This window comes from Veillonella montpellierensis DSM 17217, from assembly GCF_000426745.1.
Taxonomy (GTDB): domain Bacteria; phylum Bacillota; class Negativicutes; order Veillonellales; family Veillonellaceae; genus Veillonella; species Veillonella montpellierensis.
On record NZ_AUFY01000019.1, the window covers coordinates 13,693 to 33,528 of the forward strand.

Genomic DNA, 19,836 nt, shown 5'->3' on the forward strand with positions numbered 1-19,836 from the left:
AGTCGTAATTTAGGAGGAAAAGCAGCATGAAAACTACATTTATGGCCAATGCGAGCACAATTGAACGCAAATGGTATGTTGTTGACGCTGAAGGTAAAACTTTAGGACGCCTTGCTGCCGAAGTAGCTAAAGTTCTTCGGGGCAAACATAAACCAACATTTACACCACATGTAGATACAGGTGATTATGTAATTGTTATTAATGCAGAAAAAATTCGTTTAACAGGTAAAAAATTATTGCAAAAAACTTATTTCCGTCATTCTGGTTATGTGGGTGGCACTCGTTTCATCCCAGTTGCTGATATGTTGGCAAAACAACCTGAACGCGTTGTAGAAATTGCAGTAAAAGGCATGTTACCTAAAAATAAATTAGGTGCTCAAATGTATCGTAAATTAAACGTATATGCAGGTGCTGAGCATCCGCATGCAGCTCAAAAACCTGAAGTTTTGGAAATAGACGTTAGATAATTCGGAGGAGGCATATAAATGGCAGTAGCACAATATTACGGCACAGGCCGTAGAAAATCTTCCGTTGCTAGAGTGCGTCTAGTACCGGGCACAGGTAATATTACTATTAATAATCGTGGCTTAGCTGAATACTTTGGTCGTCAAACATTAGAATTAATCGTAAAACAACCATTGAATTTAACTGGCACAGTTGAACAATATGATGTTATCGCATCTGTAGCTGGTGGCGGTCCTTCTGGCCAAGCTGGTGCAGTTCGTCACGGCATTTCTCGTGCTTTATTAGCTGTTGATGGCGATTTACGTCAAGCTTTGAAAAAAGCTGGCTTCTTGACTCGTGACCCACGTATGAAAGAACGTAAAAAATACGGTCTTAAAAAAGCCCGTAAAGCATCTCAGTTCTCAAAACGTTAATAGTAGCGTTTTACAAAAACCCAGTAACCTTTTTGGTTACTGGGTTTTCTTGCGTTTACTATGCTATCGTTGTTGAGATGGTATCTCCTATGGACATAGTAGAAATAAAGCTACATTCTCTATGTTAGTATGGTCTATAATTATGGTGATTGCAATGGGATGTGATTTTATAAACAATCGTTGTAATAGACATAAGATAACAGCCGTTTAAATGTTGTTTTTTATTTCTTAAGAATACTCAATAGTATCTGTATAAGATCGAAAGATTAACCGTTGGATTTTAAGAAAGGTATCAACTTTGCTAGATAAATAGATATTATGGCTATAATTATTGAAAACTACATCTATAGTTTTTTATGTAGGTGTAACAGTAAATAATACGTGTTAGATTTTGGTAAGACAAGTGATAATTGAAGTATTAAAAAGATGTGGGATTTTTATGTGGCAACAATTTCTATTACGTACGATGCGTATTCTAGGTTATGTAACTACTATAGGACTTTTGTTCCTAGGAACGTACGCCCTAACTACATTTTATTTTTTCGTTGTACTTTTTATAGTTTTGTGCATATTGGCTCTATTAGGATTATCCTCAGTTATACTTCAAAACTTTGAATATATAATGTGGACCTTTCTTATAGGAAACTTTATATACTGCCTATATCGTTGCTGTTACAAATCGATTACAAGGACTGAAATGAAGACCATGCTCTGGTAAAGTAGTTACACAACCTTTATAACGCTAATAGTCTACAACTTTGTAGGCTATTTTTACGCTTTATGCTCCTTTTTCTTGACTTTGTATATCGCCATATACAAATACATAATTTTATTACAAGACGTAGTAAATAAGGCATCTCATGAATAATCATGAGATGCCTTATTATATTTCACATCAAGTTGTAAATGGTGTCGTCAGGTACATATTTATTTTTTTATTACTTTTAAATCTACAGGAATTTTAGCTTCTACTTGTTCGCCAGCTATAATTTTAGCGGCAGTAGCAATAGCAATTTGTCCCATCATTTCAGGTTGCTGTGCAATAGTAGCACTGAGGGAACCGTTGTCAACAGCAGTTTGGCCATCTTGTGTACCGTCAAAGCCTACGATGAAAAGTTGTTTGTTAGCTGATTTAGCAGCTTCAATAGCACCTAATGCCATTTCATCATTTTGTGCAAAGATAGCTTGTACATCTGGGTTAGCTTGCAACATATTAGTAGCAACGTTTAAGCCTTTAGTGCGATCAAAATCAGCAGATTGTTTTCCTAATACTGTTAAATGTTGATCTGCAAATGCGTGGAAACCTTCGCCACGTTCACGTGTAGCAGAAGCACCAGGAACACCTTCAAGTTCGATAACTTTGGCTTTTTCTCCAAGTGCTTGTGCAATTAATTGAGCAGCCATTTCTCCACCTTTTTTATTATCAGAAGCAATGTGAGTTACCACAGTACCTTGATCGGCAGAACGGTCTAAGGTAATTACTGGAATTTTTTTGTTGTTGGCTAATTCTACAGACGTAGAGATAGCAGCAGAGTCAACAGGATTGATAATTAACAATGATACATTACTTTCTAATAAATCAGAAATGTCATTCGCCTGTTTGGCAGGGTCGTTTTGAGCATCTACGATTTTAACTTTTAGCCCCATCTTATTAGCTTGATCTTCAATACCTTTTTTTATAGATACGAAGAATGGGTTATTTAATGTTGAGATAGATACGCCGATAGTAGCACTTTTTTTGTCATTACTACCAGCATTATTATTGGAGCCACAACCAGCTACCAATGCGATAACGGTAACAGCTATCGCTACTAGTGCAAATATTTTTTTCATGGATAAACCTCCTACGCTTTTTTGCGATCCACAAGAACAGCAAGTAAGATGACGATACCTTTTACAACTTGTTGATAGAAACTAGATACATCTAAAATATTTAAGCCATTATTTAATGTGCCGATGATAAGCGCACCAATTAATGTGCCTACAATGTGGCCTTTACCGCCAGATAGACTTGTGCCACCAAGAACGACGGCGGCGATCGCATCTAACTCATATCCTGTACCAGCAGTTGGCTGAGCAGAATTTAAACGAGATGTGATGATGGCACCGGCAATGGCACAGAGCATACCAGTCAATGCATAGGCTACAATTTTAATGCGATTAATTTTAATACCCGCAATAAAACTAACTTTTTCAGAACCACCAACGGCGTAAGTTTTACGCCCAAAGGAGGTTTTAGAAAGGACGAACCAAAGAATCAAGAAAGATAGAAACATGGTGATGGCTGGAATTGGAATTTCCAACAAATTACCTTGACCAAATGCATGAAAGGCACTATCGGTAGTTAAACCAGAAATAGGATTGCCGTTAGTAAATACGAGGGTAGCCCCACGATAGATTGTCATTGTTGCCAAGGTGGCGATGAAAGGAGCTACGCGACCAAAGGTAATGACAATACCATTGATACTGCCCAAAATAAGACCAAATATAGCCGATACGACAATGGCTATTTCTGGATTCATGCTGCCTACGATAAAGTTTGCCATAATAGCACTGGATAGAGCGAGTATGGAACCTACTGATAAATCAATGCCACCAGTGAGAATAACAAAGGTCATGCCAAAGGCGATAATGGCATTAATCGATACTTGGCGCAGTAAATTTTTTAAGTTAGAAATTTCTAAAAAACTAGAATTTAATGTAGAAATAATAATAAATAAGATGATAAGACCGATGAGAGGTCCTAGTTTTTTTATGGTTTCAATAGCTTTCGTGTTCATATTACTCTCCTCCTGTAGCTAGTGACATAATCGATTCAGATGTGGCTTGTTCGCGGGATAGTATACCGGCTACAGCACCTTCATGGACAACCATGATGCGATCACTCATGCCAAGTACCTCGGGTAACTCCGAAGATACCATGATGATGGATACGCCATCGTTGGTAAGTTCATTCATGAGATCATAAATATCGCGTTTCGCACCAATATCGATACCACGAGTTGGTTCATCCATAATAATAATATCCGGAGAAAGACCAATCCATTTAGCGATGACTACTTTTTGTTGATTGCCGCCAGATAATGAGGAGGCGGGTAAATGAACCGATTGTGTTTTAACACCTAGCTTTTTAGCGAGGGTATCAGCAAATTCCGTTAATTTATTTTTGTGCATCACGCGACTAGGACATAAATGGGGTAAATTAGGCAGTGTAATATTAGATCCAATAGAGAAATCTAGTATTAATCCCTCTTCTTTACGGTCTTCCGTAATGAAAGCAATGCCAGCTTTGATGGCGTCTTCTGGTTTTTTGATATGCAGTGGTTCACCATGTAATACGATGGATCCTCCATTGTGACCGTCAATACCAAAGATGGCACGCATGATTTCTGTACGGCCCGCGCCCATAAGGCCAGCAACACCTAAAATTTCTCCTTTGCGAAGAGTAAAACTAATCGGCTTGAAAGGACCTTTCGGTTGTAAGTCTTTTACTTCTAATACAACTTCTTGGGGCGTAGTGGTGCGATCTGGATAAAATTCATTGATAGAACGACCTACCATATCTTTTACCACTTCATCTACCGTAATATCACCGATTGGACAGGAGGTAATCGTATGGCCATCACGCATAATCGTGATGGTGTCGCATTCATTAAATACTTCTTCCATACGGTGAGAAATATAGACGATAGCCACGCCTTGTTGTTTTAATTGGCGCATCATACGAAATAGGGTATTGGTTTCTCGTTCTGTTAGGGCCGCGGTGGGTTCGTCCATGATTACCACCTTTGCATCGAGCATGAGAATACGGAGAATTTCCGTCATTTGTTGTTGCCCTACAGAGCAAGTACCAGCCTCTTTTTCTAGGGGGAGAGTAATATGTAACTCTTCACATTTGGCTTGTGCTTCTTCCAACATAGCTTTTTTATCGAGCATACCTAGTTTGTTTTTCTTAGGTCGCATAAGGTATAAATTTTCTAGCAACGTTAAGTTAGGCCAAATATTTAATTCTTGGTGAATAAAAGCAATGCCATGTTTTTCCGCATCGATGGCACTGTGATATACGGTGTCTACGCCATCTACCGTAATCGTGCCGGCATCTTTGGTGTGAATGCCGGCAAGAATATTCATCAGTGTGGATTTTCCGGCACCATTTTCTCCCATAAGAGCATGTACTTCGCCAGCTCGTAGGGTGATGTTTACATTTTTCAATACCTGATTCGTGCCAAAGGCTTTGGCAATACCAGACATGATGATTTCCATTATATAAAACTCCTATCTGTGGGGGATTATAAAACGCATCGCGTCTTATGTGAAAGGCTAGTAAAGATACTGCCTTTAATGATACCTATCGTTCATCATTAAAAATACAATCAGCATGTAGAATGATATTCGCATAGGGGGTAATCTCTCCCGTACGAATAATGCATTTACAAGAGCGAGTAGCCTCTTTCAATGCTTCATGACTTGTGGTAATCCACTCATATCGATTTTGAGGATATAATTCCTGTACCACCTTATAGTTGTGAGGATTTTGTGTGCCCATTGGCTCGGCTATATGAATTGCTTCTACTTGCATGTGTTGTTGCAGTAGGCGAAGCACATCTTCGAAACTAGGTACGCCAAAGGTTAGGGCCAAGTCAATTTTGGGAACCTCTGCTGGAACGGGAAGACCACAGTCGGCAATACAAATTGTATCCGTATGACCTAAATCTGCTAATATCTTAGCAATATGGCTATTTAATATACCACCTTTTTGCATAGGAGTCATCCTTTCTATGGGTACGTAATACGATATATCTTACTTACAGATTATTCTTTAGTGGTTACTAGGAACATTACCTCATCCCTCGTTGGCATACCACCTTGTGCCCCTAATCGTGTGATTGATAAAGCGGCAGCCGCATTGCCAAATCGTAATGCCTCTTCTAGAGACTTACCATTTACGATGGCGGTAGCAAAGGCACCGTTAAAGGTATCGCCAGCACCAGTTGTATCGACGGGGTCCATAACAAAGGCGGGAATCGTTTTAATATGTCCATCCTTGGCATAAGAAACACCTTCTTTTCCTAATGTGACGATTATCTTTTCTTCATTGTGTAATAACACTTCTTCTGTCGACATATGTGGATATAGTGAAGCGAGTTCATGTTCGTTAGGTGTTATATATGTAGCAGCAGCTAACCACTCCGGTTTTAAATCGCCAGCCGGTGCGGGATTGATGAGGAGTGGAATCTGTTCTTTCTGGCAACGATTGGCGATATAGCCAATGGTGGATAGGGGGATTTCATTTTGAACGAGTACTAAATCGGCCTCTTTTATGGCATCCCAAGCGTGATCGATAGCGGTGGCATCTACATGGGCATTAGCTCCCATTATGACAATGATACTGTTGTCACCTTCTGCCAATGTAATATGTGCTGTACCAGTGGTTACATCATCTAAACGAATTAAATAGTCCGTATTAATACCGTAATTAGCGAAGGTTTTTTCAAAAATATCTCCATAGGCATCATTACCAATGCAACCAACCATGGTGACTTGTGCACCTAGCTTGGCGGCCGCTACCGCTTGATTAGCACCTTTTCCTCCAGGGGACATGTTGAGTCCCGTTCCAAGAATAGTTTCTCCTGCGACGGGCCGTTTATTGGCTAGTACCGTAATATCCAGATTGCAACTGCCTATGACTACAATGTTATTCATATATTAAAAACTCCTCTATTGTGTACTTTTTACTAACTAAGTATATACTATTTCATGGATAGTGAAAACCTTATTATGGTGATATATTGTGTATATATTATACGGTATTTATAAGATGTTTCTCTTTTTGTAGAGGTGAAATTATATCATGAATTGTATATATGTGCATAGGATTATTAAAAAAACTAGATAAATACGGTACTTGTTACATTCATACGTATAGGGGTATACATTGGATACACGCGTCAGCGCGTACAGAGGTTCACTATACGCCTTAATGGGACTTATTTAGACCCTTTTAGATTTTGCATTGACGATGAACGATTGTATCGTTATAATAGACGTATTATAAGTTATACATAAAGTACCGATGAATAGGAAGAGTACCTATGATGATCAGTGTCAGCGAGTTAGTGATAGTGAAAGACTAATACTAGATGCGTAGGGAATGGGCCTATGAGGCGTAATCCGAACTAGATAGCTAGGCGTTACCGGTCAACTCAGACCGTTATTATTGAGAACATATCGTTGTGGTGTGAATGTACGCGTGTATGGACGAATGACTTGATTAGAATGCAAGCGTTTTTCTATACTGTGATACACATTATGACTGTATGAATAAGCCGAATCATATATGATTAATTAGGGTGGCACCGCGGAGTAACCTTCGTCCCTTTTCTAGAGGAACGAGGGCTTTTTTTGTGCCTTCTTTCCGAAATTATTAATTGGCATGTATGTGACCTAGTCTTATATTGTTTTCTTAGTTCTTTTAGAACAGGTGAAAGCATTAGAAAACGACTAGGGCGATACAATTGGTAATCCTTAAAGGAGGTTGTACAGATGGAGAAAATTACAGATGTATCTAAATTAGTCTATACGCATGTGCAAGGGGGACAATTTAGATGGGTGACTGTGAGCACACTGCTATTAGCATTAGGTACGATTTTGCACTTAGTCAGTCCTAGCGTGGCGGGGGTAACACCTAACTGGACTATTGCTACCTATTGTGTTGCCATATTATTGACAAGACCTAGTTACAAACAAACCTTAGGAATTGGCTTGGTAGCCGCATTGATTAATGTGATGACATCGAAATCGGGATTGCCCTATGCTAATTTGTTGAGTGAACCAGTGGGGGCCTTATCCTGCGCTTTTGTGATGAATCTCCTCTACCGTATGAAAGCGGTAACGATTGGTAGATTTGACATAGCACCATTATTAACAGGCTTTATTGCTACTGTTATGTCTGGTGGTATTTTCGTTACCTGTCTATTTCTTGTGTTGGGCATGCCTGTCAATGTATATCTTAAAGGCATGTTACCTCTAGTTGTTGTAGTTGCTGCATTGAATGCAATAGTAACACCTGTACTCTATTTGCCAGCCAAGAAATTATTTGCTACACGAGGCTTTTTACCTGACAATGGGGAGATTACCTCGGACCATAGTAAGTACGAATTAAAACCAGCAAGAGATGGAAAAATTTCTGTGGAACATTTGACATATTACTACGGTCGCTCACAGACACCTAGTTTACGTGATGTAAACTTGACGGTACATGAAGGTGACTTTTTAGTGATTACTGGACCTGCTGGGTGTGGTAAATCTACATTGTGCATGGCCATGATTGGGGCGGTTCCTAAATTCTATGGAGGCCGAATGGAAGGTATGGTATTTGTGGATGGCAAGGCGACAACACAACTAGAAATTCCTGAATTGGCTACCCACATTGGCGTCGTGTTAGCAGATTATGATACACAATTGGTAACTATGACGGTACAAGAAGAAGTATCATTCGCCATGGAAAATAGAGGATATTCAAGAGAAGCGATTGCAAAGCGTTGCAGAGAAGTATTCCATCAAGTTGGTCTAGAAGGTATGGAAGATAGAAAAGTAACTAGTTTGTCCGGCGGACAACGACAACGATTGGCAATCGCCTCCGTGTTGGCTACCAATCCGTCCATCTTGGTGTTGGACGAACCGACTAGCTCACTGGACCCAGATGGGACGGTAGAATTATATCGATTAGTAGGACGATTAAATCAAGAATACGGTATTACCGTTGTGGTCATTGATCATGATCTACATGCTGTATTGCCGTATGCTAATCGCATGGTGTTATTGGTAGATGGTCAAGTGAAGAGTGATGATACCGTGCAGTCTACGTTAACCTATATGTATACACATCATATCTATACAGATGCATTGCCAACTGTATTTGCTACCTATATGGCATTGATTGAAGCGGGCTATACCCTTGGAGATGCTTGGTTACGCTTGGACAGCGCGAAACAATCCTTATTCGATGTGGTAGGCGTGATAGAAAATCAAGATGAATGTGATGAAAGTGGCGTTGGCGCCACAGAGGCAATGAAACAGTGTGAAAGGGGTGAGGCACATGCTTAAGGTTAGCAACTTACGCTTTGGCTATGTGCCAACAGTTGATATTTTTCATGATGTATCCTTAACTATCGAAGCGGGCGAATTTATTGCTATCGGTGGCCGTAATGGATGTGGTAAAACAACTTTAACTCGTTTATTGGTGGGGTTAGAACGACCAACAGAAGGGACTATCATGTATGAAGGCGTCGATATTACAGCCATGCCTGCATCGGCGCGCGGTAGATTTATTGGCTACGTGTTCCAACAACCAGACCGGCAAATGTTCCGCAATACGGTAGCAGCGGAAGTGGCGTACGGGCCAGAAACCTTGGGGTTTTCCAAAGAAAAAGTGGCGAAGATGGTAGATGATGCCTTAGCTCGCACGGGGATTAGCCATTTGAAAGACGCCTATCCACTTACATTACGACGGGGTGAAAAACAACGAGTGGCGATTGCTTCCGCATTGGCGATGGAATCAAAAATTTTAATTCTCGATGAACCTACTAGTGGACAAGATGGAAAAGAAACTAAGGATTTGTTGGCATTACTCGCTGATTTACATGAACAAGGATTGACCATATTACTCATTACACACGATATGGAGATTATGGCCTCTGCGTGCACGCGTGCCATTATTATGGGAAACGGCACGAAAGCCTTTGACGGGACACCAGAAGAATTGTTTACGACTTGCGATCATCTCCATGAGTTGGGATTGACGAAACCGCCTTGCGTAGAATTAGCAGAAATGATACCCGGTCTCGGCTATTGTAAGTCCATGGAAGACTTTCAAAAACGGTTGATTGCATACTTAGAAAAGCACCACGTTCCTCGTGGCGTATATGGTGACGATATAGAAACGGTAAAGAATGATGGTGTGATGGATAATCACTTGTGCACTGCAGAATCGGTAGAAGAATAGGGAGGTGTGTCTTATGTCGAAATTAGTTCCACTTACAAAAATTATACTTACCTTGGTGTTTTCCGCATGGGCCATTGCCTTTCATACATCTCTACAATTATGTGGATTGCTAGGCCTAGAATTATGCATATTGTTAGTAACAGGGTTGTTGGTAAAACAAATAAAAGCGGTCGTTGCCCTTGTTTGTTTCGCGGCGTTCTTAGGATTAGTGCAATACATTGGTAGCGGATCGGTGGAATCTGCTTTAGTGGCAGGACTTAGAATGTTATGCATGACCATGGTATTTATCATGCTATTGGCGACTACAAAACTACAAGACTTAACAGCGTCCCTAGTGACACAATGTAAAATACCTTACGAATATGCATTTATGTTTACGGCGGCGCTTCGGTTTGTGCCTGATTTCATTGCTGAAAGTCACGCCGTACAAGAGGCACAATCGTGCCGCGGCATGTCCACAGAGGGAAATATCTTTAAACGCATACAGTCGTATATGTCGGTGATTCAACCCCTTATGTTGAAATCGTTAGGCCGCTCAGAAACCATGGCACTCAGTTTAGAATTACGTGGCTTTGGGGGTAAAGAACATAGCTTTGCAGCAACTGTAGGATTACGCGCCGCTGATTATGTGGTGATTGCTCTATTAGTTATTCTTACCATCGCCGTATGTCTGTATCGTTAGTTCTAGTGTAGGAAGATTTTCAATAAAGGGATATAGCAGGCTTTTACAATAGGTGATAATAAAATAGGATATATAAAATAGAACATATAATAACATAATAGAATATGTAAAAGTTATATTTTTTATAGTATATAGTAGATTAGGTACATAGGATTTTGACATGGACTGATGGTATGGAGTCTATGGAAAGTCATATGTACCTTTCTTGCTATCTGCTACATCTGTTGCTATTTGTTACATCATAGGGGATATGATTAGAGTATGGTTAGCCATGTATGATCGTATGGTTACCTATGCATGATGATGTGTGTTATTTGTTCATATGGGGTGTGAGAGTAAAGCGACTTGCTAGAACGTGACGTCAATTTAATTATTTGCATCATATGCGATGTGAAAAGATCGTTTTATATAACAAAGAGCCTATCTGTCACATCATGTACGATGTGGTGGAGGGAAATATAACAAGAATACGCAATGTGGTGATATGGTGTGTAACAGATATGGCATATAAAATATAATCATATAATAGCTATATAAAACTATGACTACATAATATGCTAGTTGCTAGTCATAGCGGCAACACTCCTTTCTAAGACGTTATCATACAACTATCCTAGTTAATCAGGTAATATAAGCCTAACAATGGGTATAATTATCTGAACCTCGGTGAGAAACGATGTAGAAATTATGTTTGACAAGAGGTACGTTCTTTTGTACTATGAAAGAAAAATGAAGTATTTCATGAAAGGGGTATGACTATGAAAAAAATAGCTTCCTTAGCATTAGTGGGTCTCTTTACGGCGTCGCTTTGTGGCAATGCCGATGCGAGTTGGCTTAGCAAAACTTTGGATAAGCTAGATGCGTGGACATCGACTGCTTCTTCTGCAACTAGCAGTACTACAAATTCAGATGGAACGCGCACATTGGGGTATCACAAAGAACGTTTAATTGAAATTGGATCAAATAAATACTATACAACCTATTTAGATACAAAGAATGCTTGGGCGGGTGGAGTTGCACAGGGAAGATCGGTAACAGCACAGATTATTCGGGTGTATACGCCTTTAGGGTCACAATGGTTGGGGGTGACCAGTGGCGGTGCTGTTCGACCAGATGTGATTACTCGTTCTGTTACGAAAAAAGTCGTGTTTTCCGTTGGTTCAATACAAGAATGGTCATCCTTGTATTATGACGTGCATGGCAATTTGATTTATGATGGCCGTTTAAGGGATTCTGGCTATAGTAATGGTGGACAATATTTGGGTTATGATAGTTATGGTTGGTCTCAGAAATATGTACCTTATTCTGAAGCAGAAGCGATGAAAGATAAAGTATTCCATTTGTTTGGTTGGGATTATTAATAGCAGATGGTATAGCATTTCTTACTGACGGAAGAATATTCTTATTATAGGTGATATATGGCGCTTATAGAATACTAATTGGTACTAATGTAGAAATCTATGCGTGGTATTAGGAATGTTGTACCTCGTATATGGTAGTGATAGCGTGTAAGGGGCATAATGTATGCCCCTTACACGCTTATAAAGAAACGTATTCATGTAGGTATAAAACAAAGCCCCATAATTCAATATGGTCTACAGCAGAGTATCCTACTATAGAGGGATATGTACCTAACTCGGAACTAGAGCATATGAAGGATAAGGTATTTGCCTTGGTTGATTGGGAATCATAAGGTACGGTGATGTATTTCATTAGAACTATAGACATGCGCCTATTGCTTTTGGTATAATACAACGTGTCAGGCACAACGAGGCCTGACTTTTTGAGTTGCTTAAAAATATTGACAAGATATACTTTCTATGATAGAGTGTATTGGTATGTATGAGTTCTTTACTCTGCGAAATTTAAAAAGTTCCTTACTATAACTATAAAGCGAGGTGTGTCCAGATGCGTAATGCAGTTACTTTAGCTTGCACAGATTGTAAACAACGCAATTATCAAACTAATAAGAACAAAAAAAATAACCCTGATCGTATTGAAATGATGAAATATTGCAAATTCTGTGGTAAACATACGTTACATCGTGAAACAAAATAATTTTGATATATTTCAATACCCTGTTGATTTAAGGAGAGGTAACGATGGCAGGATCTAACTCAACAGTGCAACGTCGCGGCGGGTTTGGTAAATTTTTCCGAGGCGTAAAAGCTGAACTAAGAAAAGTAGTCTGGCCAACAAAAAAAGAGCTTATCAACTATACGATAGTCGTTTTTATCGTAACCGTATTTATTGCGGCCTTGATTGGTGTAGTTGATGCAATTTTTGCCCAACTTTTTAACATGTTGATGCACTTTGTTGGATAGGAGGCCATTACATGGAAACAGAAAAAAAGTGGTATGTTATCCATACCTATTCAGGCTACGAAAATAAAGTAAAAACCACATTAGAATTAAAGGTTCAATCAATGGGCCTAGAAGATGTGATTAGTCGTATTCTTGTTCCCGTGGAAGAAGTTGTAGAAGTAAAAGATGGCGTTTCTAAAACCGTTAAACGAAAAATCTTCCCAGGATATGTTTTGATAGAAATGGAAGTTAATGATAACTCCTGGTATATTGTGAGAAATACACCGGGCGTAACAGGCTTTGTAGGGTCTACTACAAAACCAGTTCCACTTTCTGATTCCGAAGTTGAATACATACTTAAATCCCAAGGGCTTGACAAGCAACCACTAGTTGAAACTGATTATGAAATCGGTGAAACTGTACGCATTACATCTGGAGCCTTTGAAGATCGCTTAGGCGTCATCACTGCTATTAATGCAGAAAAGGGAACATTGACACTGAATGTGGAAATGTTTAATCGAGATACTGAGGTAGAGGTAGATAGTTCTCAAGTTGAGGCCTATCTTTAATATATATATATAACTCTAAAAAGGCAGACAATTGTGTTTGCCAGTGGGAGGGTGTTTAATCCGTTACCACCACATTCTGAGCGCAAGGAGGTGTAATCACCATGGCTAAAAAAATTATTAAACAGGTGAAATTACAATGTGAGGCAGCTAAAGCAAGTCCAGCGCCACCAATTGGCCCAGCATTAGGTCAAGCAGGCGTTAACATCATGGCGTTCGTAAAAGATTTCAACGAACGTACTGCTAAACAAGCTGGTTTAATTATTCCAGTTGTAATCACTGTATACGAAGATAGAAGCTTCGATTTTATCACAAAGACTCCACCAGCTGCTGTGCTTTTGAAAAAAGCAGCAGGCATCCAAAAGGGTTCTGGTGTACCTAACCGTGATAAAGTAGCAAAAGTTGGTCGCGACAAAGTTCGCGAAATCGCTGAATTAAAAATGCCTGACTTAAACGCTAACACTGTAGAACAAGGTATGCGTATGGTTGAAGGTACTGCTCGCAGTATGGGTATTGAAATCGTTGATTAATCAGCGTATGATTTGAGCAATTGGCTCGAACCAGTGGGAGGGACATCCCGTTAGACCACAAAGGAGGAAATAATATGGCAAAAGTAGGTAAGAAATATGCTGAAGCAGCAAAACTTATCGAAGTTGGTAAATTCTACGAACCAGTAGAAGCTATTGAGCTTGTTAAGAAAACTGCTACTGCTAAATTTGACGAAACAATTGAAATTTCTTTCAATTTGAACGTCGATCCTAAATACGCTGATCAACAAGTACGTGGCGCCGTTGTGTTACCACATGGTACAGGTAAAACTAAACGCGTGTTAGTATTTGCAAAAGGCGATAAAATTAAAGAAGCTGAAGAAGCTGGTGCAGATTATGTAGGCAGCGAAGAATTAGTAGCAAAAATTCAAGGCGGTTGGTTCGACTTTGATGTTGTAGTAGCTACACCTGATATGATGGCTCAAGTTGGTCGTCTTGGTAAAGTGTTAGGTCCTAAAGGGTTAATGCCAAATCCTAAAGTTGGTACAGTAACTCCAGACGTAGCACGTGCTGTTAACGAAATCAAAGCTGGTAAAATCGAATACCGTACTGATAAAGCTGGTATCGTTTCTACATCCATCGGTAAAGCATCTTTCGATGCTGAAAAATTGCTTGACAACTACCGTGTTATCGTAGATACTATTACTAAAGCTCGTCCAGTAGCAGCGAAAGGACAATATATTAAATCTGTAACATTGTCTGCTACCATGGGCCCTGGCGTTCCTTTAAATGTATTCAAATTAACTGTTGCATCTAAAGAAGCCTAAGCATTACTATAATTGAATATGTCTCTTAGCTGTAGACTGTAGGTATTTATAATGGATGCATATCCGCCTACTGAGGCTCTAGATTAAATAAATCTGGTATTAGACCTCAGTTTGTGTATACATTCTGAGGTCTTTTTAGCTAAGATAGTACATAGAAGCATCACCAAAATCTATAAGGAGGTACTCTAATGGCTGTCACTGAACAAAAAAAAGTTATTGTTGCTCAAATGAAAGACACTCTTTCTGAAGCCAAAGGTGCTGTGTTGATCGGTTACTCTGGATTAACAGTGGCACAAGCAACTGAACTTCGCCGTAAATTCTTAGCGGAAGGTGTAGAATACAAAGTAATTAAAAATACTTTGACTCGCATTGCCGTTAACGAATTGGGCATTGAAGGGTTCGCTGAACATTTGGAAGGTCCTACTGCATTAGCTTCATCTAAAGAAGACGCAGTGGCTCCAGCTCGTATCATCGAAACCTTCATCGACGATACTAAAACTGAAGCACTTACTATTAAAGTTGGTATGGTTGAAGGTGCTGTATTAAGCACTGAAGAAGTTAAAGCTATCGCTAAATTACCAAATCGCGATGGTATGCTTTCCATGTTGCTTTCTGTATTGCAAGCGCCTATCCGCAACGTTGCATATGCTGTTAAAGCAGTTGCAGACGCACAAGATGGCGAACAAGCTGCAGAATAATATGAGATTAGCAATATAATGTATAGCATGTAATCTTAGTAATGGAGGAAATAAAAATGGCATTGAACATTGAAAATATCGTTGCTGAATTAGAAAACGCAACAATCTTAGAACTTAACGATCTTGTAAAAGCTATCGAAGAAAAATTTAACGTAACTGCTGCTGCTCCTGTAGCTGTAGCTGCTGCTGGCGCTGCTGATGCTGGTGCTGCTAAAGACTCTTTCGATGTAATCTTGAAAGATGCTGGCGCTTCTAAAATCGGCGTAATCAAAGTAGTTCGTGAAGTAACTGGTCTTGGCTTGAAAGAAGCTAAAGCTATCGTTGATGGTGCTCCTGCTCCATTGAAAGAAGGCGTACCTGCTGCTGACGCTGAAGCGTTAAAAGCTAAATTAGAAGAAGCTGGTGCTTCTGTAGAATTGAAATAATTTCATCTACTATACTAGAGGAAACTTCCTCTATATGAAACCTCATGATGCTTGCATCATGAGGTTTTTTGCATGATATGATAAAAAGTATAGCCACTCACCTTCTGGATACATTCTATGATAAGGATATGGCGGATGCGTCTGAGTAGAAATGAAATGCCTTGCATCGTGATATACGAAGATGCCGCTATAAGCGTAGTATACTTTTATGGTTGATATAAGGGATTTCTCAATACTAAAAGTGCAGATAGTGCCCCTTCGTAGCGTAGTATACTTTCATGGTTCGTATAAGGAAATTCACGCAGTGTGAATGCCTCGAATAATAATTAAACTATCTATATGGTTTATTTTTATGAACGGTGTGCTACACTATTATAAATACGCAGATAATTAGTTTTAGTATGTAGTGTTAACTATGGTAATACTAGGACGGTGATGAGTTGGTATAAGTATGATTTTAATGCATGATTATGAAATTGAGTATAGGCATGATATAATTCAGTAGCAACGATAAAATATGAGAAAAACCAGAAGATACATATCAATTTTATATAGGACACTCTAAAACTCATTCCTTTTGTATCTTGTATACAAAGTATATTTGATATAAGATACAAGTATAAGAGGTGTGTACTATCGTTACATAGTCCTAGATGTATAAGCGTGACTTGCACATGATATTAGTAGATGGAGGAGTAATGTGTTAGATTGTACTTATTATAAGTTGTGTATGGCAGTGGCATGTATCTATCTGATTCAACCTTGATGGCTAGTTACAAGATAGATGTTCGTTGCATTTTATGTTGCCTTAGTGTGGAACAAATGACACATTAAAACAACTATGTATCAATCTATGCATGTGGATATACATTGTCATGTGTGATAGCATGCGTATTGAGGAGATGGATAAACTATGAGAAAAGAACATGATTTTTTAGGTGAATTAGAATTACAAGATGATATGTATTATGGGGTGCAAACATTACGGGCCTTAGAAAACTTTCACATTACGGGCAAACATTTGGATCATGATTTCATTGTATCCCTAGCCATGGTAAAAAAAGCATGTGCTATGGCAAATATGAAAACAGGTCGCCTAGATGCCACCATTGGTAAAGCGATTGTGGAAGCGGCGAATGATGTTATTCAAGGAAAGCTGGCCGATCAATTTCCAGTAGATCCTATTCAAGGTGGCGCGGGTACGTCGATTAATATGAATATGAATGAAGTGCTAACGAATCGGGCCTTAGAAATTTTGGGACATCCGAAAGGAAGTTACGACATCATCAGCCCTAACAATCACTTGAACATGGCACAGTCCACTAATGATGCATTTCCGACAGCCATCAAAGTATGTGCCATTTTAAAAAGTGTTCCTTTAATTGCAGCATTGCAGCGATTAGTAGATGAATTAGAAAAGAAAGCGGAAGAATATAAAGAAGTGTTAAAAATGGGTCGTACTCATTTGCAAGATGCAGTGCCTATCACATTGGGCCAAGAAATGGGGGCCTATGCGTCTGGTATTTATCGCGGTATTCGGCGGATTAATTCTGCTTTGGAAGGAGCTCATATTATTAATATGGGGGCGACAGCTGTCGGCACTGGTTTAAATGCAGAACCTTCCTATATTGAAGATGTGGCCTATGAATTGACACAAGTGGTAGGTGTGCCATTTTATACAGCCGATAATCTTATTGATGCTACTAATAATACCGATGTATTTGCTGATATTTCTAGCGGGGTGAAAGTTACTGCATTGGTACTCATTAAAATGGCGAATGATTTTCGCTTAATGGCATCGGGACCGCGTTGTGGGATTGGAGAATTAAAATTACCCGCTCGCCAACCAGGCAGCTCCATTATGCCAGGTAAAGTTAATCCTGTTATCGCCGAAGTGCTAAACCAAGTTTGCTACCAATGCATTGGCAATGATTTGACCATCACATTAGGCGTGGAAAATGGCCAATTTGAATTAAATGTTATGGAACCGGTCATTGCGTATAATCTATTTAATAATATGTGTTACTTAAAAAATGCGGTGAACACATTCGTGGATAAATTACTAATTGATTTGGAAGTGGATCGTGACCGGTGTGCTTATTGGTTAGAACAATCTGTCGGTATCGTTACGGCACTTTTACCGCATGTGGGCTATGAAAATGCGTCCGCTTTAGCAAAAGAAGCATATCAATCGGGACGTGCGATTCGTGAAATTATTCTAGAAAAAGGGTTATTAACAGAAGAAGAAATGAATCATATTTTATCTCCTGCGGAAATGACCCGTCCTGGTATTGCAGGGGCCGATATTTTAAAACATAAAGGTAATTAGTACTTACGCTACATGGAGTGGCGTAGGAAATGAGATAAAAAATAGTCCTCTGTATCCATAATTTCCTACTGGTAGTAAGCACTTATTGGTAAATGGCATGCAGTTGTTACTTGCATATGCACTTTACCATGTGCGAAACGATGCTATCTGGCATAGACGAGCATGAAAGATAGTGCAATTATAGTAATACGCATTTAACAGTATTCTAGGTGGCGAATTTTCTTTCGATAGAATCATGGCGAGGCAATCGGAAGATACTATATCATAGAATACGCATTTGGAAGTTCTCTAGATGGCGGATTTCATAATTTTTCAATGGAATCGTGCTGAGGTAATTGAAAGATATCATAATCATAGTGATAGTCATTTAAAATTCTCTAGATGGAGAATCTCCAATTCTTCTCGACAAAGTCATGCTGGGACATTTGAAAATCATACATAGTGATATGGATTCACAAGTCCTCTAAGTGATGAAATTTGTTATTTATTTCAATAGAGTTATACTGGGAAACTCTGTGAAATAGATGTATGTGATACAGGCGCATCTATTTGTAAGTCTGGTACGCATAGTAGATGAATGGTGCCTTTTATTCAAGATATTTAGCTAAAGGACTACAATACTATAACGACACGCAAAGCGTAACCCTTAGTATATATAAGGGTTACGCTTTTTGCGTTTGGATACATGATAGGCGAATGTAATTATCTAAGCGTGATAAGAGTAGTCGCATAGGTTCTGCGTTTATGATGTCATGATAAAGTAAATTAGGTTTATATAAGAAGTGATGTAATCCATTACTTGCTATGCTCTTTTGCGTTTGAATACATGATAGAGTGGATGTAATTATCTAAGAAATGGAGAAATCGGTAAATATACATTGTTTCTGACACTGTGATAGAGTATCTGTAATCAGTTACGAGTGGTATATACTTCTTTATATTTTTAATGGACGATAGGGCGTATATAATTATGTAAGAACGGTGAGAAGCGTACGTACCTATACTCTTTTTTATGTATAATGGTGTGATACGGTATAGATGTAATCTAGTATGGTACATGTAGGGTGGGTATCTTTTAGGAATAAGATAGCAATATGACATGAAAATGATACTTATATAATTTTGTGATAAAAATTATAAGTTTTATGCATATGCCTATTGTTTAGAGAAATATATTGCTATATAATCAAGCTATGTAAGACGATAAAATCATAGGAAATCAAAATGGATGAGGTGTTATATGGATACTCATGATGTACTAGTAAAAGGCACGTTACTGCATGATATTGGTAAAATATGTATTCGTGCTAATGAGGGGAAATACGTGGAGTATTGGTAATAGAAAAGAATCAGACTGTGTGATTGTATAGAAAATTAAAAATAGATAATTAAAAATAGATAATGTCATGTAAAAAATCCTCTTGCAATTTATAGTCCAATAGGATACAATACTAATACAGTTCAGGCATGAGCTGTTTTAATTTGATCTTCTAGAGAATAGGTACTAGATGAGCAAGAAAAATCATAAAAAGTTGTTGACAAGACATCTTGAAAATGATAAGATAATCAAGTCGTCGGTTGAAGAAATAGCGACAACAGATTTTTGAAAACTGAACAATATAAGGTAAACATTACT

At 38.8% G+C, this 19,836-nt stretch carries 19 protein-coding genes and 1 other annotated feature; of the genes, 14 read left to right on the forward strand and 5 right to left on the reverse strand.

Translation table 11 applies throughout. The features are described from left to right. The first annotated feature begins 26 nt into the window (after window positions 1-26). Both rplM and rpsI read left to right on the forward strand, forming a co-directional pair. Window positions 27-467, forward strand: coding sequence for a 50S ribosomal protein L13 (gene rplM, locus K357_RS0106080; protein ID WP_028257909.1), 441 nt, complete (start codon window positions 27-29; stop codon window positions 465-467). Window positions 468-485: 18 nt separating this feature from the next. Further along, complete coding sequence (rpsI, locus tag K357_RS0106085; protein WP_028257910.1) at window positions 486-878, forward strand: 30S ribosomal protein S9; 393 nt, start codon at window positions 486-488, stop codon at window positions 876-878. Window positions 879-1,805: 927 nt separating this feature from the next. Here rpsI and rbsB read toward each other — a convergent pair. The 5 genes from rbsB to rbsK form a co-directional block, all read right to left on the reverse strand. Continuing rightward, complete coding sequence (gene rbsB, locus K357_RS0106090; protein ID WP_028257911.1) at window positions 1,806-2,711, reverse strand: ribose ABC transporter substrate-binding protein RbsB; 906 nt, start codon at window positions 2,709-2,711, stop codon at window positions 1,806-1,808. 11 nt (window positions 2,712-2,722) lie between these two features. Further along, a complete protein-coding gene (locus K357_RS0106095) occupies window positions 2,723-3,658 on the reverse strand; it encodes an ABC transporter permease subunit (protein WP_028257912.1) in 936 nt (311 codons plus the stop codon). Between the two features lies 1 nt (window position 3,659). Continuing rightward, window positions 3,660-5,141 carry a sugar ABC transporter ATP-binding protein gene (locus tag K357_RS0106100; protein ID WP_028257913.1) on the reverse strand — a complete coding sequence of 494 codons (1,482 nt, stop codon included), beginning with the start codon at window positions 5,139-5,141 and terminating at the stop codon, window positions 3,660-3,662. Window positions 5,142-5,226: 85 nt separating this feature from the next. After that, window positions 5,227-5,640 (reverse strand): D-ribose pyranase, encoded by a 414-nt coding sequence (rbsD, locus tag K357_RS0106105; protein WP_028257914.1) that lies wholly within the window; start codon window positions 5,638-5,640, stop codon window positions 5,227-5,229. Between the two features lie 50 nt (window positions 5,641-5,690). Continuing rightward, window positions 5,691-6,581: a ribokinase gene (gene rbsK, locus K357_RS0106110; RefSeq protein WP_028257915.1), complete on the reverse strand. Its 891-nt coding sequence runs from the start codon at window positions 6,579-6,581 to the stop codon at window positions 5,691-5,693. A gap of 361 nt (window positions 6,582-6,942) precedes the next feature. Further along, window positions 6,943-7,259: a binding site (T-box leader), on the forward strand. A gap of 162 nt (window positions 7,260-7,421) precedes the next feature. On the opposite strand from rbsK, the gene K357_RS08965 reads away from it, so the two are divergent. The 12 genes from K357_RS08965 to K357_RS0106170 all read left to right on the forward strand — a co-directional run bounded on the left by K357_RS08965 (window position 7,422) and on the right by K357_RS0106170 (window position 18,200). Then, window positions 7,422-8,984, forward strand: coding sequence for an energy-coupling factor ABC transporter ATP-binding protein (locus tag K357_RS08965; RefSeq protein WP_081658416.1), 1,563 nt, complete (start codon window positions 7,422-7,424; stop codon window positions 8,982-8,984). Further along, window positions 8,977-9,882, forward strand: coding sequence for an energy-coupling factor ABC transporter ATP-binding protein (locus K357_RS08970; protein ID WP_081658417.1), 906 nt, complete (start codon window positions 8,977-8,979; stop codon window positions 9,880-9,882). The genes K357_RS08965 and K357_RS08970 overlap by 8 nt, the downstream gene beginning before the upstream one ends. Before the next feature lie 13 nt (window positions 9,883-9,895). Further along, window positions 9,896-10,564 (forward strand): energy-coupling factor transporter transmembrane component T, encoded by a 669-nt coding sequence (locus K357_RS0106125; protein ID WP_028257916.1) that lies wholly within the window; start codon window positions 9,896-9,898, stop codon window positions 10,562-10,564. A 758-nt stretch (window positions 10,565-11,322) separates the two neighbouring features. Next, window positions 11,323-11,925 (forward strand): hypothetical protein, encoded by a 603-nt coding sequence (locus tag K357_RS0106130; RefSeq protein ID WP_028257917.1) that lies wholly within the window; start codon window positions 11,323-11,325, stop codon window positions 11,923-11,925. Window positions 11,926-12,472: 547 nt separating this feature from the next. Next, the gene (rpmG, locus tag K357_RS0106135; RefSeq protein ID WP_028257918.1) at window positions 12,473-12,622 is read left to right on the forward strand and encodes a 50S ribosomal protein L33; all 150 of its coding nucleotides are present in this window, start codon (window positions 12,473-12,475) and stop codon (window positions 12,620-12,622) included. 44 nt (window positions 12,623-12,666) lie between these two features. Then, window positions 12,667-12,888 carry a preprotein translocase subunit SecE gene (gene secE, locus K357_RS0106140; RefSeq protein ID WP_028257919.1) on the forward strand — a complete coding sequence of 74 codons (222 nt, stop codon included), beginning with the start codon at window positions 12,667-12,669 and terminating at the stop codon, window positions 12,886-12,888. An 11-nt stretch (window positions 12,889-12,899) separates the two neighbouring features. Beyond that, window positions 12,900-13,436, forward strand: coding sequence for a transcription termination/antitermination protein NusG (nusG, locus tag K357_RS0106145; protein ID WP_028257920.1), 537 nt, complete (start codon window positions 12,900-12,902; stop codon window positions 13,434-13,436). Between the two features lie 101 nt (window positions 13,437-13,537). Beyond that, window positions 13,538-13,963, forward strand: coding sequence for a 50S ribosomal protein L11 (gene rplK, locus K357_RS0106150; RefSeq protein WP_028257921.1), 426 nt, complete (start codon window positions 13,538-13,540; stop codon window positions 13,961-13,963). Between the two features lie 74 nt (window positions 13,964-14,037). Further along, complete coding sequence (gene rplA, locus K357_RS0106155; protein ID WP_028257922.1) at window positions 14,038-14,748, forward strand: 50S ribosomal protein L1; 711 nt, start codon at window positions 14,038-14,040, stop codon at window positions 14,746-14,748. A 188-nt stretch (window positions 14,749-14,936) separates the two neighbouring features. Further along, the gene (gene rplJ, locus K357_RS0106160; protein ID WP_028257923.1) at window positions 14,937-15,446 is read left to right on the forward strand and encodes a 50S ribosomal protein L10; all 510 of its coding nucleotides are present in this window, start codon (window positions 14,937-14,939) and stop codon (window positions 15,444-15,446) included. A 56-nt stretch (window positions 15,447-15,502) separates the two neighbouring features. Beyond that, window positions 15,503-15,871, forward strand: coding sequence for a 50S ribosomal protein L7/L12 (gene rplL, locus K357_RS0106165; protein ID WP_028257924.1), 369 nt, complete (start codon window positions 15,503-15,505; stop codon window positions 15,869-15,871). Window positions 15,872-16,784: 913 nt separating this feature from the next. Continuing rightward, window positions 16,785-18,200 carry an aspartate ammonia-lyase gene (locus K357_RS0106170; RefSeq protein ID WP_028257925.1) on the forward strand — a complete coding sequence of 472 codons (1,416 nt, stop codon included), beginning with the start codon at window positions 16,785-16,787 and terminating at the stop codon, window positions 18,198-18,200. The last annotated feature ends 1,636 nt before the right edge of the window (window positions 18,201-19,836 follow it).

What these genes read in the sequence shown, in the direction of transcription:
- rplM (WP_028257909.1), top strand. Translation starts at nt 27, where the DNA reads ATGAAAACTACATTTATGGCCAATGCGAGCACAATTGAACGCAAATGG.
- rpsI (WP_028257910.1), top strand. Translation starts at nt 486, where the DNA reads ATGGCAGTAGCACAATATTACGGCACAGGCCGTAGAAAATCTTCCGTT.
- rbsB (WP_028257911.1), bottom strand. Translation starts at nt 2,711, where the DNA reads ATGAAAAAAATATTTGCACTAGTAGCGATAGCTGTTACCGTTATCGCA.
- K357_RS0106095 (WP_028257912.1), bottom strand. Translation starts at nt 3,658, where the DNA reads ATGAACACGAAAGCTATTGAAACCATAAAAAAACTAGGACCTCTCATC.
- K357_RS0106100 (WP_028257913.1), bottom strand. Translation starts at nt 5,141, where the DNA reads ATGGAAATCATCATGTCTGGTATTGCCAAAGCCTTTGGCACGAATCAG.
- rbsD (WP_028257914.1), bottom strand. Translation starts at nt 5,640, where the DNA reads ATGCAAAAAGGTGGTATATTAAATAGCCATATTGCTAAGATATTAGCA.
- rbsK (WP_028257915.1), bottom strand. Translation starts at nt 6,581, where the DNA reads ATGAATAACATTGTAGTCATAGGCAGTTGCAATCTGGATATTACGGTA.
- K357_RS08965 (WP_081658416.1), top strand. Translation starts at nt 7,422, where the DNA reads ATGGAGAAAATTACAGATGTATCTAAATTAGTCTATACGCATGTGCAA.
- K357_RS08970 (WP_081658417.1), top strand. Translation starts at nt 8,977, where the DNA reads ATGCTTAAGGTTAGCAACTTACGCTTTGGCTATGTGCCAACAGTTGAT.
- K357_RS0106125 (WP_028257916.1), top strand. Translation starts at nt 9,896, where the DNA reads ATGTCGAAATTAGTTCCACTTACAAAAATTATACTTACCTTGGTGTTT.
- K357_RS0106130 (WP_028257917.1), top strand. Translation starts at nt 11,323, where the DNA reads ATGAAAAAAATAGCTTCCTTAGCATTAGTGGGTCTCTTTACGGCGTCG.
- rpmG (WP_028257918.1), top strand. Translation starts at nt 12,473, where the DNA reads ATGCGTAATGCAGTTACTTTAGCTTGCACAGATTGTAAACAACGCAAT.
- secE (WP_028257919.1), top strand. Translation starts at nt 12,667, where the DNA reads ATGGCAGGATCTAACTCAACAGTGCAACGTCGCGGCGGGTTTGGTAAA.
- nusG (WP_028257920.1), top strand. Translation starts at nt 12,900, where the DNA reads ATGGAAACAGAAAAAAAGTGGTATGTTATCCATACCTATTCAGGCTAC.
- rplK (WP_028257921.1), top strand. Translation starts at nt 13,538, where the DNA reads ATGGCTAAAAAAATTATTAAACAGGTGAAATTACAATGTGAGGCAGCT.
- rplA (WP_028257922.1), top strand. Translation starts at nt 14,038, where the DNA reads ATGGCAAAAGTAGGTAAGAAATATGCTGAAGCAGCAAAACTTATCGAA.
- rplJ (WP_028257923.1), top strand. Translation starts at nt 14,937, where the DNA reads ATGGCTGTCACTGAACAAAAAAAAGTTATTGTTGCTCAAATGAAAGAC.
- rplL (WP_028257924.1), top strand. Translation starts at nt 15,503, where the DNA reads ATGGCATTGAACATTGAAAATATCGTTGCTGAATTAGAAAACGCAACA.
- K357_RS0106170 (WP_028257925.1), top strand. Translation starts at nt 16,785, where the DNA reads ATGAGAAAAGAACATGATTTTTTAGGTGAATTAGAATTACAAGATGAT.